Here is a 14355-nt window from a genome sequence, read left to right on the forward strand (position 1 = left end):
ATAGTTGTTAGTGTGTTAGTGGTTAGTGAACTAGTGTAAAGCAACCTCTTCCATCAATTCCCTGGGATCTGTTACCTTACCAGTTACGGCAGCTGCGGCAGCAACTAGCGGACTTGCAAGAATGGTTCTTGCACCGGGTCCCTGTCTTCCTTCAAAATTTCGGTTGGAAGTACTTACAGCCAGCTTACCGGCCGGAATTTTATCTTCGTTCATGGCCAGACATGCCGAGCAACCAGGTTCCCGCAATTCGAATCCGGCTTCGGTCAATATATCCAACAAACCTTCTTCCTTGATGGCGGCTTCTACCTTATGTGATCCCGGAACCAACCACGCGGTTACGTGATCGGCTTTTTTCCTTCCTTTTACCAAAGAGGTGAAGGCCCTAAAGTCCTCGATCCTTCCGTTGGTACAACTTCCTAGGAACACATAATCGATAGTCTTTCCCATCATGCTCTCTCCCTCGTTGAACTTCATATATTCCAAGGATTTTTTATAGCTGCTAGCTCCACCTTGGGTAGCCGTAGCCAAAGGTATGTCTTTGGAGATTCCCATTCCCATGCCTGGGTTGGTACCGTAGGTAATCATCGGTTCTATCTGTGAACCATCGAATGTGAGTTCCTTATCGAATATGGCATCCGCATCGGTGTATAATGTTTCCCAATAAGCCATCGCCTTGTCCCATGCTTCGCCAGTAGGCGTAAATTCACGTCCTTTTATATATTCAAAAGTCTTTTCATCTGGAGCTATCATACCGCCTCGGGCGCCCATTTCAATACTTAGGTTACATACGGTCATTCTACCTTCCATACTCATGTTTCGGAAAATATCACCAGCATATTCCACAAAATAACCCGTTGCCCCAGAAGTTGTCAACTGACTGATAATGAACAGAGCCACATCTTTGGGGGTTACCCCTTTGCTCAGTTCGCCATTGATGTTGATGCGCATCCTTTTTGGCTTGGGCTGCATAATACATTGTGTGGCCAAAACCATCTCTACCTCCGATGTACCTATACCAAAGGCAATTGCGCCAAAGGCACCGTGGGTCGATGTATGCGAATCCCCACAAACAATGGTGGCTCCTGGTTGGGTTATACCATACTCAGGACCCACAACGTGGACGATTCCATTTTTTTCATGGCCCAATCCCCAGTACGAAATACCGTGTTCATTGGCATTTTCTTCCAACATCTTCAATTGGTTTGCGGAAAGGGGATCCTCAACGGGCAAGTGTTGGTTTATGGTTGGGGTGTTATGGTCTGCCGTGGCAAACGTTCTGTTATTATATAAAACCCCGATGCCCCTGTTCTTCAGACCCAGAAATGCAACCGGGCTTGTTACTTCGTGAATCATATGGCGGTCAATGAACAGGACGTCCGGACCGTTTTCAATTTTATGGACTACGTGGGAATCCCACACCTTATCAAATAACGTTTTATTAGCGCTCATAATCTTTATAATGTAAGGGTGTAAAAATAGTTAAAACAAGGATTTTTAGGAAATCGGCAGGTGTTTAAATTACGATGTCCAAAACTGGAATCTGTTAAATATGATGTTTAACTAATATAGTTCCAGATATTTTTAAACTTGGCCAATTCGGCATAAAAATGACGGATTACCAAATTTTCGGGTTTCTCCAACGTGGAGTCGTCTTTCAATAATTGCATGGCAAAATATCTCGCTGATTTTAAAATGGTATTGTCCTTGACGATATCGGCGATTTTAAGGTTGAGCATTCCACTTTGTTGGGTTCCCATAATATCTCCGGCTCCCCGCAGTTTTAGGTCTACTTCGGCAATCTCGAATCCATCATTGGTTTGTACCATGGTTTCCAATCGGGTTTTCGCCTCGGAGCTCAACTTATAACTTGTCATAAGGATGCAATAACTTTGGTCGGCACCCCGGCCCACACGTCCCCGTAATTGATGTAATTGAGAAAGTCCAAAGCGTTCCGCACTTTCAATGATCATAACCGAGGCATTGGGGACATTAACGCCCACTTCAATGACCGTAGTGGCCACCATAATATGCGTTTCGCCCTTTACGAACCGTTCCATCTCGTAATCCTTGTCCTCAGGTTTCATCTGCCCGTGTACGATGGAAATTTGATATTGCGGTTGGGGAAAATCACGGACGATGCTTTCATAACCGTCCATCAAATCTTTATAATCCAAGGCTTCGGATTCCTGAATCAAGGGATATACGATGTACACTTGCCGACCCTTTTGGATTTCCTCCTTTATAAAATGAAATACTTTAAGCCGATTGGAATCATACCGATGTACCGTTTTTATTGGTTTTCTACCGGGCGGCAATTCGTCAATTACCGATATGTCCAAATCCCCATAAAGGCTCATGGCCAAGGTTCTTGGAATGGGTGTTGCCGTCATCACCAAAATATGTGGGGGAGTGGCCCCTCCAACCTCCCCGGAGTTTGGGCTTCCCTTATGCCAAAGTTTGGAACGCTGCGCTACCCCAAACCGGTGTTGTTCATCGATGATGGCCAAGCCCAGATTTTTAAAGACGACCTTATCTTCCAATACAGCATGGGTACCGATCAATATATGCAGCTCACCACTCTCCAGTTGTTCATGGATGGGTTTTCGGACAGATTTTTTAACGGAACCCGTCAAAAGTTCACAAGTAACACCCGTTCCTTGCAAAAGCTCCTTGATTCCGATGTAATGCTGATTGGCCAATATTTCCGTGGGGGCGACCAAACAGGCTTGAAATCCATTGTCTATGGCCAAGAGCATGGTCATAACGGCTACAATGGTTTTTCCTGATCCAACATCGCCCTGTAACAATCGGTTCATTTGGGCATTGCTACCTAAATCGGCCCTAATTTCCTTGATGACCCTTTTTTGTGCATCGGTAAGTTCAAAAGGCAAATGATTGGCATAAAAATCGTTGAACAAAGGACCCACTTGATCAAAATTGAAGCCTTTTATCCTTTGCTTGTGCAGCATGTTTTTGGCAATCAACTGTAACTGTAGATAAAACAGTTCCTCGAATTTCAACCGGAATTGGGCCTTCGCCAATAGTTCCTGATTTTTTGGGAAGTGGATGTTAAAAAGGGCTTCACTTTTTGAGATTAGTTTTAACTCGTCAAGGATTTTATTGGATAAGGTCTCCTCAAAGCTGCCCTTGGTTTCAACGAACAATTGCTGGATCAATTTGCTTAGCACTCGGTTCGTAATACCCTTATTGCTCAATTTTTCGGTGGAAGGGTAGACCGGTTGCATATGGATTCGGAGATTCTTTTCATGTTCTGAAAGAAGTTCCATCTCTGGATGGGGCATGGAAAAGCTCCCGTTGAACCAGTTGCACTTGCCAAAAATTACGTACGGGACATTCAGTTTTAAATTTTCGCGAATCCATTTTTGGCCCCTGAACCAAACCAGTTCCATTTCCCCGGTTTCGTCAATGAATTTGGCCACCAATCGGCTACCGCGTTTCTGTTCTACCGTTTTTATATGTACGATCTTGCCCACGATCTGCACCTCCGCATTACTTTTTTGGAGTTGGCCAATTTTGTAATATTGGGTCTTGTCAATGTACCTGTTGGGAAACAGGTTCAAAAGATCCTGATAGACATAAATGCCCAGTTCTGACTGTAGTGTTTCGGCCCTGTTTGGCCCCACACCTTTGAGATACGCAACGGGAGTTTGAAGGAATCCGGCATTCATCCGACTAAATTAGGGTTTACCATCTGTAACTGCAATACAGGAAAAGCCTTAATTTGGTCCAAGAATTGACATGCCATGAATATGTATCGGTTTTTGTTTCTAATCTTCTTTTGTAGCTTCGCCATCTATCCCCAGCATCAAGAAAAGGTGGATTTTTTGCATGCCGATATTGAAATACGCCCAAATCTCAAGGAAAAACGAATTAAAGGCCAGGTCCTGTATACGTTCAATATCTTGGAAAGTGTGGATTCCGTTTGGTTGGATGCCAAGAATATGGAATTTGCCGAAGTACGATTGGATGGAAAAAGTATAGGCATAGGTTATGCGGACGGAAAACTGACTATTGGCCATTCCTTTGAAAAGGATGCTACTCACGAACTTCTGATCCGGTACTCCTGCAGCCCGAAACAGACGGTTTATTTTATGGGACAAGGTCCTTCACTGGGTTCAGGACAGGTCTGGACCCAAGGCCAGGGAAAGTACACCAGCCATTGGCTGCCCAGTTTTGATGCCATGGAGGAGAAAGTGGAGTTCGATATGAATATCACAGTCGATACCGGTTTTGAGGTTATAGCGAACGGGATTTTGCTACAGCTAGAACCAAAGGATGGAGTAACCACCTGGCAATTTGATATGGAAAAGCCCATGAGCAGTTATTTGTTGGCCTTTGCCATTGGAAAATATGATAAACAGGAATTGAAATCTGAAAGTGGCGTACCTATCGAAAATTATTTCTATCCGAAGGACAGTTTAAAGATTGAACCCACCTACCGGTATACCAAGGAGATTTTTGATTTCTTTGAGGAGGAAATTGGCATTGACTACCCCTGGCAGAATTACAAACAAATCCCCGTACATGATTTTCTCTATGCAGGAATGGAAAATACGGGCGCCACTATTTTTTCCGATGCCTATGTAATAGATTCCATGGCTTTCATCGACAGGAATTATGTGAACATCAACGCCCATGAAATGGCCCACCAATGGTTTGGGAACCTGGTCACTGAGAAGGATGGCAACCACCACTGGCTTCATGAGGGTTTTGCTACCTACTATGCCTATCTGGCTGAAAAGGAGCTTTTTGGAGCCGACCATTTTTACTGGAAGTTGTTCGATACCGCCCAGCAGTTGGAGGAATTATCAAAGTTGGGCAAAGGGGAAAGTCTGCTAGATCCAAAAGCCAGCAGTCTCACCTTTTATGAAAAGGGCGCTTGGGCCTTGGTGATGCTTCGGGAGGAAGTAGGGGACGAAGCGTTTAGAAAGGGGGTGGCGTCCTATCTGGAAAAGTATGCCTTTAGAAATGTTAGAGTGGATGATTTTCTACAGGAAATAGAGGTAGCAAGTGGCAAGGATTTGACGTTATTTAAAAACGATTGGCTCGCAAATACCGACTTTTTATGGGAACGGGCAAAGGAATATCTGATGAAAAACAATCATTCCATGCGTATGTATTTTGTAAACAAACATATGAATGACCTTAGTTGGTTAAGAGAAGATTTTGCTGTTGAGGCGAAAAGGCAATTGTTAAAGGAGTATCCAGTAGCTGATGAAATACAATTAATTGGGGTATTTAGAAATAGCGCCATTGAAATTAGACAGGAGGGGGTAAAAAAAATCGAAAAGCTTTCAAGGGAATTAAAAGCGTATGCGGAACCGCTACTAAAGGACAACAGTTATATCACCCAAGAATTGATGTTGTTCCATCTTTGGAACAATTTTGATGAAGACCGTCACACTTATTTGGATAGTACTTCCCATGTTATCGGCCTCCCTAGCAAGAATGTCCGATTGCTGTGGTTGGCTTTGGCTTTGGTCACTCCGGAGTATAAACCTTCCCAAAAACAGGCGTACTTGGACGAACTGGTTCATTATTCGGATCCAAACTTCAATCCAGAAGTCCGCCAAGGGGCGTTCCAATACTTGTTTCAAATCAATGGCCTGACCGATACGGCGTTAAGGAATTTGATACTGGCGACCGACCACCATTCTTGGCAGTTTAAATCCTATATTAGAAATTTGTTGGACGAAATTTTGAAAAATTCCGAACTAAAAAATCGACTAGTAGCGGTAGCCAAAAAACTAAAAGATGCCGATTTACGTTATCTTAAGACAAAAATAGAATTACCATGAAGGCTTTGGTCATTTCAGGTGGGGGAAGTAAAGGCGCCTTTGCAGGCGGTGTTGCCCAATTTTTGATTCAAGAGGCCGGTAAAACATACGATATTTTTGTAGGTACCTCCACGGGAAGTTTGTTGATATCCCATTTGGCCTTAGGCAAATTGGACAAAATAAAACGCATTTATTCCAACGTTACCCAGGAAAGTATTTTCAACAATTGTCCTTTTGTAGTCAAAAAGAAGCATGGTAATGATGAGATAGGCATCAACCATTGGAACGTCGTTCGGAATTTTGTGCGAGGTAAAAAGACCTTTGGCGAAAGTGAGAACCTTCGAAAACTCATAGGGGAAAGCCTCACCAAAACGGAGTTCAACAAGCTGAAAAAGGGAATGTCCGACGTGGTCATTACGGTCAGTAACCTTTCCTTGAACCAAGTCGAGTACAAATCCATAAAGGATTGTTCCTACGAGGATTTTTGCGATTGGATCTGGATTTCGGCCAACTATACCCCTTTTATGAGTTTGGTCCGTAAGGAAGGTTGCGAATATGCCGATGGCGGATTGGGAAGCATCGTACCCATCGAAGAAGCCATTAAAAGGGGCGCCACCGAAGTGGATGTGGTAGTGTTGCATACCGAAGTGAATTACCTCAATAGAATGCCTTCCAGAAATCCGTTCGAACTATTGACTTCTATGATGAGCTTTGTTTTTGACCGCATCGAGACCCAAAATATTCGGATAGGGAAATTCGTTGCCAATCAGAACAACGCTATTATTAACCTATATTACACACCTACCATATTAACCACCAACTCGTTGATCTTCGACAAGAAAAAAATGACACTTTGGTGGAAACGGGGCTACCTCTATGCCAAGAACAAAAACGAGGAAACAAATCCCATCGAGCCTAATGAGAATGAGTAGTTTAGTTAGACGCTAGACGCTTGTTAGTTTTAGGTTTCAAGTATGGAGTGAAAAGTGAAAAATGAAAAGTGTAGATTTTTCTAAAAACTTTGGCTATATGAGTAGTCGAAGGGAACAACCAAGAACCAATAACTAACAACCAAATACCAATTACCACAACTCCCCAATCTCCCTTTTTACAAAGGATAGAGCGGTAGTGGAGGGAGAGGCCTTTTCCATGGTGTCGTTCAATATGTCCTCACGTAGTTTATCGGCCGTTTCAGATTGGCTCATGGCTGCCTTTCGTATCATTTGCACCGTAGCATTTTTGGCCGCCTTGATGATGTTCCAACATTCATCGGTCATGTAAATCTGTTGGGAAAGATTATGGTCAAATTCGGTTTCAATGCTCTTTATCAACAGGTTTTCGTAGGCATCCTTATCCTGACTTTTAGGAGCAACGCGCACCACTAAACTTGGAATGGCGATTCTTTCCAAAAATAGGGCCATACGTTCATACGCCTGTAATCGCACGGGGAGCGTGTCCTTTTGGGAATCCTTATGCAATAAAAAACGTCTCCTACCTTCTTCATTGTTGGTGTGCATTCTAAAAAAGTAAAATGCTATGGCACCTGTTACTATGGAAGGCAATAAATAAGCAAAAAGTTGAAAAATCTGATCTGAAGTCATTCGTATAATTTTAAACTGGTTAGTTCACGTTTCTTGACTCTTAAACGGCCAGTTTTGTCAATTAGTATATGACTTGATCGATGAAATGCAATTTTAGTTTTTTACATCGTCCTTTGCGGTCGCATAGAAGGATTTGTAATCTGGATGAATTTCTATCTGTAAGGATTCCCGTAGTCCACCATCTATACCTTTTACGTTCACCCTACCTCCATCAACACTGTAATCCTTAATAAGAATCTGTGCTACCGAAGCGGCTTGTTGAAGGGCGATATCCAGTTCTCCGGTCATACTCAATCCGGAAATGGTTACGGCCGATTTTGGATTGGCGGCAATAATCTTCGCTATTTTCTCCAACCAGGGTTTGGCCGATTCCTGCACCTTGGCACCTAAACCATCGGCGAAGTAAAAATCTAATTTCTCCGAGATGATTACGGAACCATTGCTCACCTGTACCTTGGCATTTTCGCCCAAGGTCTGTTTGGAGTTCGTTAAAATCACGATGGCCGTGGAATCGTTGCTCGCCACACCGTCCACAATTCCTTTTAATTGGGCCTCTTTACGTTCCAAAGTGGCCAAGGTCTTGTTTATGTTTTCCGAGTTTTGGCTGGAAAGGGCGGCAAAACTGTTCAGGTTTTGAAGCAAGGTAGCGTTGGCGTCCTGCAATTCCGTTACCTGGGCCTGTAGTTCCTCCGCTTTGATCTCGCTTATTTTTTGTTTTGACTGCGCCGTTGAAACCAAACGCGAAATGGAATCCAGACGGTATTTTAAATCCTGATTCTGTTCAATGAGTTCACTTTTCTTCTGCGCCTGCGCAGTTCCAAAAGTACTTAAGGCAACAACTATGACTAAGGGTAAAATTTTCTTCATGTTTAACAGCATTTTATTGGCACCGCCAAAGGGTTTAATAGACCAAGGCTTGCCTGATAATAATAGTTTCGTTTCCTACCAATGCCTCGTGGGTATTCCCAGAGGTGGTTTATTTGCCGCCAAGATACGAACAGTCTTTCAATTCCTGAACACCCTTGAAGGCTACTTTGGCCTTATTATAGCCATAGGCATAGGCAAGACTCTTGTTCAGTTCATTATCGTCCAGGTTTACCTGCACATCGTCCATGGTAAATTGGCAAGGATGTTCGTATCCAGAGGCGTGGGTAATCTCCAAAAATTCCTTCCGGAAGGTTTTGAAATATTGTGCCAATCGGTCCGACTTCAAGGGTACATTGATGCCATTTTGAAGCCATTTGTTTTGGGTGGCTATTCCGGTGGGACATCGATTCGTATGGCACACCTGGGCCTGGATGCAACCAATGCTCATCATGGCCTCACGCGCCACGTTGATGCAATCCGCTCCCATGGCAAAGGCCATGGCCGCTTTGGCGGGAAAACCCAGTTTTCCGCTTCCAATAAAGACAATGCGATTAGTCAATTGCCGTTCCAAAAACACCCTGTAAACACTTGAAAAGCCATATACCCAAGGCAGGGAAACATGATCGGCGAACGAGGGCGGTGCCGCTCCCGTGCCACCTTCACCACCGTCTACGGTTATAAAGTCAGGTCCCTTTCCTGTTTTTAGCATCAAATTGGCGAGTTCCTCCCACTGGTCCAGTTTTCCAATGGCACCTTTTATGCCCACGGGCAGTCCCGTTTCATCGGCGATCTGCTCAATGAGGGCCATGAGTTCCGGTACGGTAGAGAACGCCTTGTGGGTTGCTGGGGAAAGCACGTCCTTTCCAACTTCAACGCCCCTGATTTCGGCTAGTTCATGGGTTATCTTGGCCCCTGGCAACACACCGCCCTTGCCCGGTTTGGCCCCTTGGGAAAGTTTGATCTCTATCGCCTTGATGCATGGATTCTCATCGACCAATTTCCTCATTTTTTCCATGGAGAAGTTTCCATCCGGCGTGCGTACCCCAAAATAGCCCGTTCCAAAATGGAAAATCACATCGCCCCCCTGTTTGTGATAGGGTGAAAGTCCGCCTTCGCCCGTATTGTGGTAGGCACCACTTTTTTTGACTCCGATGTTCATTGCCTCGACCGCCGCTGCGGACAGGGAACCAAAACTCATGGCGGAAACGTTCACAATACTGGCCGGACGGTAGGGTTTTCTGCGATTGTTAAAAGTACCCATGACCTTGGCACAAGGTACGAACGACGGGTCCAGCTCATTCGGGTGGCCTTGGGGAATTTTATAGGCCATCATACTGTTCTTTATGAATACATGCTGATGCGCATAAATATCCCTATCGGTTCCAAAACCTTCATAATTATTTTCTTTTTTGGCCGATGCATAAATCCAGCCCCGTTCGATCCTGTTGAAGGGGAGTTCCTCGCGATTATTGGCCACAAAATATTGGCGCATTTCAGGGCCGATGCTCTCCAACCAATACCTAAGATGCCCAACAATGGGATAATTATGTTTTATGGTATGTTTTTTCTGAATGAAAATATCCCAAATCGCGATGAGAACCAGTGCGATAAGCATCCACGCCCACCACGGTAAAATGGTAGCTAAAACAATTTGATACGCCATTACTAGTTTATCCTTTAGGTTGGTTTTCCAATCGGGGCGTCTTGTCGCTGTTCAAATAGTCCAGACTCATGGCGGTTAAGGTTTTTACGCCCAACAACAGTCCGCTATCATCGATCCTGAAATCAGGGGTGTGATGCGGATAGGACTCCGTTGTTCCCGGGGTCATACCACCCAAAAAGAAAAAGAAGCCGGGCACTTTTTCCTGATAGAAGGAAAAGTCCTCCGCACCTGTAACGGCTTTGGCAACCACCACGTTCTCCTTCCCGGCAACCGCTTCCATAGTAGGAATCATTTGGGAAACCAACTCCGGATTGTTATAGGTAATGGCCGTTCCCGAAGCAATTTCGGTAGTAGCCTCGCCTCTGTAAGCTTCCGCGATGGAACTGACCATTTCCTTCATCCTTCGGTTCAACTGTTCTTGCATGTCATAATCCAAGGTTCTGATCGTTCCAACGATTTCCGCGCTTTCAGGAATGATGTTGTTCCTTACTCCCGAAGTGATTTTACCCACCGTAATCACTGCCGCTTCGTTCGTAAGGTTCATTTCCCGACTAATGATTGTTTGCAAACCATCGATAATTTTCGCACTGATCAAGATGGGGTCCACTCCGGACCAGGGTTGTGAGCCGTGGCTTTGCTTTCCTTTTACATTGATGACAAATCGCTGTGCGGCTGCCATGGTGCCCCCGGATTTATATCGGATCATGCCTACGGGCGTTTGCGAATTGATGTGCAGGCCAAAAATAGCATCCACATCGGGATTTTGTAAAACCCCTTCCTTGATCATTAAAGCGGCACCACCTTCCTCTCCCGGAGGCGCTCCCTCTTCGGCAGGTTGAAAAATGAATTTTACGGTGCCCTTGATTTTATCCTTGTTCTTGGACAGCACTTCGGCCACGCCCATAAGAATGGCAATGTGGGTATCGTGTCCGCAAGCATGCATCACGCCCACTTCGCTTCCCAGATATTTAGATGTTACATTGCTCTTAAAGGGCAGGTCGTTGCGCTCGGTTACGGGCAGGGCATCCATATCCGCACGGAGGGCGACCACTTTGCCCGGTTTGTTACCCTTTAAAACACCCACTACACCGGTGTGCGCCACACCCGTCTGTACTTCGATTCCAAGACTTTTTAGATGGTCTGCAATTTTTTCGGCGGTTTCAAATTCCCTGTTGGAAAGTTCCGGGTGTTCGTGGAAATACCTTCTCCATTCGATTACCTTATCCTCAATGGCGCTAAAATCCTTTTCCATCGATTTTTGTGCGAAAGCCGTCATTCCGCAACATAATACGATAAGTACTCCAAGTTTTTTCATTTTTTTCTTTTTAGTTTGTGATAAATTATGCTTCGATTTCGCTTTGCAAGGATGCGAATGCTCGAATCATGGTGTTTATCTAAAATTTTATCAGTCTATAATTATCGTCCTGCAATTGGATCAATGCGGTCATGGCGCTGAGGGACAACTGTACGCCGTCTATCAAATCCTCTTTTGGAAAACCTCGGGAAACGGAGGATTGCCCGCAAAAAATTATTTCCGCATTGGCTGCCATAAGAGCCTTCAGTAAGGCTTCATTGGGATTCTCGGTACCGTATTTCTTTTGATAGGCTTTGGAGGTGATGACATCCTTGGAAGCCTTGTTGTGAACGACCAAGGCCACCTTCAATTGCTCCAAAGGAATTCCGTTTTGCCCGTGCATATTCAAAAAACGGGCGGCGGTCTCAATAGAGGGGTTCACTTGGTTTAAATCATCGGGCGAGGTCATTATATCGAACACGGCCTTGAAGGTTTTGGTGGTATCCAAGGTATAGTCCTGGTGCGCTATTTTCCAGACTTGGCCATAATCGGCTATGATGGGGCCACTATTCTTGTCTTGGGCAATTCCAAGGAATAATGAGAGGAAGGTTAGAAAGCATAGAACCCTTATTTTTTGAAAATACTGCATGGCCATACGATTGTTTTGCTAAATATATTTAAAAAGGAACAAATGCCTTGACACATTGTTTATAAATCTAAAAAACAACATTTCCGGTATCGTTCAATAATGGCTAAATTCACACTTTAAAAATAGTTCGACCTTGAGTTCTTTTATAGATGAATTGAATGATGCCCAAAAAGCCCCTGTTTTGCACAAGGATGGGCCTCTAATGGTGATTGCCGGTGCCGGTTCCGGAAAGACGCGGGTGCTTACCTACCGCATAGCCTACTTGATGGAACAGGGGGTGGATGCCTTTAATATCCTGGCGTTGACCTTTACCAATAAGGCGGCACGCGAAATGAAAAAGCGGATTTCCGACATCGTTGGGGTATCGGAGACCAAAAACCTTTGGATGGGGACTTTTCACTCCGTGTTTGCCAAATTATTGCGGTACGACGGGGACAAACTCGGGTTTCCCAGTAATTTCACGATTTACGATACCCAGGATTCTCAACGCCTCATCGCCTCCATCATCAAGGAAATGGGACTTGATAAGGACATCTATAAGTACAAACAGGTTCAAAACCGAATTTCCTCCTTCAAAAATAGCCTTATTACGGTTAAGGCCTATTTTAATAATCCCGAACTAATGGAAGCCGATGCCATGGCCAAACGGCCCAGGATCGGCGATATTTACCAGAATTATGTTGACCGATGTTTTAAGGCCGGGGCGATGGATTTTGACGACCTGCTTTTAAGGACCAACGAATTGCTGACCCGTTTTCCGGATGTACTCCTAAAATATCAAGACCGTTTCCGTTATATATTGGTAGATGAGTATCAGGATACGAACCATTCACAATATTTGATCGTTCGGGCATTGGCAGATCGCTTCCAGAATATCTGCGTGGTGGGAGACGATGCCCAAAGTATTTATTCCTTTAGGGGCGCCAACATCAGCAATATCCTAAATTTTCAGCGGGATTATGACAATGTGGGCATGTACCGGTTGGAGCAGAATTATCGGTCTACCAAAAACATCGTGAACGCTGCCAATTCCATCATCGCCAAGAACAAAAACCAGTTGGAGAAGAACGTCTGGACGGCCAATGATGACGGGGCGGCCATCAAAATCCATAGAAGTATTACCGATGCCGAGGAAGGCCGGTTTGTGGCCAATTCCATTTGGGATAATAAAATGCAGCACCAAATGGGGAACGGCGAGTTTGCGGTTCTGTACCGCACCAACTCCCAATCCAGGGCTATTGAGGATGCGTTGCGCAAAAGGGACATTCCCTACAGGATTTATGGCGGACTCTCTTTTTATCAACGCAAGGAGATCAAGGATGTGATTTCCTATCTCAGGTTGGTCATCAACCCTAAGGACGAGGAGGCCTTAAAGCGTGTCATCAATTTTCCGGCACGGGGAATAGGGCAGACCACAATTGACAAACTTGTGGTGGCCGCCAATCATTATGGGCGTTCCATCTTTGAGGTCATGGAGAATATTTCAAAAATCGACCTCAAGATAAATACCACCACAAAACGAAAGCTTGAGGATTTTGTGACCATGGTCAAAAGTTTCCAGATCATGAACGAGGGTGCCGATGCCTTTACATTGGCCGAGCACGTCGCCAAAAAAACCGGACTTTTGTTGGAATTCAAAAAGGACGGTACCCCGGAAGGCATTGCCCGGATGGAAAACATTGAGGAATTGTTGAACGGTATCAAGGATTTTGTGGAAGGCCAAAAGGAACTTGCCGATGCAACAGGAGGTTTGACCGAATTTTTGGAAGATGTGGCCCTAGCGACCGATTTGGATAATGATACGGGCGATGACGACCGTGTTGCCCTTATGACCATTCACCTGGCCAAAGGCTTGGAGTTCCCTTATGTGTATATCGTTGGGATGGAGGAGGATTTGTTTCCGTCGGGGATGAGCATGAACACGAGGAGCGAATTGGAGGAGGAGCGAAGGCTTTTTTATGTAGCCTTGACCCGCGCGGAAAAACAGGCCTATTTGACCTACACGCAGAACCGGTACCGATGGGGAAAACTCATCGATGCTGAACCGAGTCGGTTTTTGGAGGAAATCGATGAAAAATATGTCGAAAATTTGACGCCTTTGGATGGCGGGTACCGGTACAAATCCATGATCGATGCCAATATCTTTGGCGAAGTGGACAAAAGCAAGTTACGTCAAACGAAACCCGTAAACGGAACGCCGCCCAGTATCGACAGACCGAATATGACCCAACTTCAAAAGCTGCGAAAGATAAAACCGGAGCTTTCACAACCGGTGGGTAACATCAATACGATCGACCCCAATTTGGCCGAAGGTTCCTTGGTGAACCATTCCAGGTTTGGCAGGGGCAAGGTCCTTAAGATAGAAGGTGTGGGGAATGACCGCAAGGCGGAGATAAAGTTCGATCATGGCGATGTAAAAAAATTGTTGCTACGGTTCGCAAAATTGGAAGTATTGTAACGTTTTATGACTTAATCACTAAATT

General features: G+C 44.8%; 10 protein-coding genes. 3 read left to right on the forward strand and 7 right to left on the reverse strand.

The genetic code is table 11. The features are described from left to right. Window positions 1-30: 30 nt before the first annotated feature. Together leuC and recG are read right to left on the reverse strand one after the other, a co-directional pair. On the reverse strand, window positions 31-1449 hold the full coding sequence (gene leuC / locus PP181_RS11300; RefSeq protein ID WP_272637182.1) for a 3-isopropylmalate dehydratase large subunit: 1419 nt from the start codon (window positions 1447-1449) through the stop codon (window positions 31-33). 107 nt (window positions 1450-1556) lie between these two features. Beyond that, a complete protein-coding gene (recG, locus tag PP181_RS11305) occupies window positions 1557-3689 on the reverse strand; it encodes an ATP-dependent DNA helicase RecG (RefSeq protein WP_272637183.1) in 2133 nt (710 codons plus the stop codon). Window positions 3690-3764: 75 nt separating this feature from the next. Here recG and PP181_RS11310 point away from each other — a divergent pair, with 75 nt between their 5' ends. Both PP181_RS11310 and PP181_RS11315 read left to right on the forward strand, forming a co-directional pair. Continuing rightward, on the forward strand, window positions 3765-5819 hold the full coding sequence (locus tag PP181_RS11310) for a M1 family metallopeptidase (protein WP_330072478.1): 2055 nt from the start codon (window positions 3765-3767) through the stop codon (window positions 5817-5819). Then, window positions 5816-6730 (forward strand): patatin-like phospholipase family protein, encoded by a 915-nt coding sequence (locus tag PP181_RS11315; protein WP_272637184.1) that lies wholly within the window; start codon window positions 5816-5818, stop codon window positions 6728-6730. Before PP181_RS11310 ends, PP181_RS11315 begins: the two co-directional genes overlap by 4 nt. Window positions 6731-6880: 150 nt before the next feature. Here PP181_RS11315 and PP181_RS11320 read toward each other — a convergent pair whose 3' ends face one another. The 5 genes from PP181_RS11320 to PP181_RS11340 all read right to left on the reverse strand — a co-directional run bounded on the left by PP181_RS11320 (window position 6881) and on the right by PP181_RS11340 (window position 11872). Next, entirely contained in the window at window positions 6881-7399 is a 519-nt protein-coding gene (locus tag PP181_RS11320; protein WP_154919742.1) for a DUF7935 family protein, read from the reverse strand. 93 nt (window positions 7400-7492) lie between these two features. Further along, the gene (locus PP181_RS11325; RefSeq protein ID WP_272637185.1) at window positions 7493-8266 is read right to left on the reverse strand and encodes a hypothetical protein; all 774 of its coding nucleotides are present in this window, start codon (window positions 8264-8266) and stop codon (window positions 7493-7495) included. A gap of 109 nt (window positions 8267-8375) precedes the next feature. Next, a complete protein-coding gene (locus tag PP181_RS11330; protein WP_272637186.1) occupies window positions 8376-9929 on the reverse strand; it encodes an FMN-binding glutamate synthase family protein in 1554 nt (517 codons plus the stop codon). A gap of 7 nt (window positions 9930-9936) precedes the next feature. Further along, entirely contained in the window at window positions 9937-11244 is a 1308-nt protein-coding gene (locus tag PP181_RS11335; RefSeq protein ID WP_272637187.1) for an amidohydrolase, read from the reverse strand. 79 nt (window positions 11245-11323) lie between these two features. Next, a complete protein-coding gene (locus PP181_RS11340) occupies window positions 11324-11872 on the reverse strand; it encodes a DsrE family protein (protein WP_272637188.1) in 549 nt (182 codons plus the stop codon). 133 nt (window positions 11873-12005) lie between these two features. Here PP181_RS11340 and PP181_RS11345 point away from each other — a divergent pair, with 133 nt between their 5' ends. Then, a complete protein-coding gene (locus tag PP181_RS11345) occupies window positions 12006-14330 on the forward strand; it encodes an ATP-dependent helicase (RefSeq protein ID WP_272637189.1) in 2325 nt (774 codons plus the stop codon). The last annotated feature ends 25 nt before the right edge of the window (window positions 14331-14355 follow it).

The organism is Maribacter sp. PR66 (assembly GCF_028464205.1).
In the GTDB taxonomy this organism is placed as follows: Bacteria; Bacteroidota; Bacteroidia; order Flavobacteriales; family Flavobacteriaceae; genus Maribacter; species Maribacter flavus.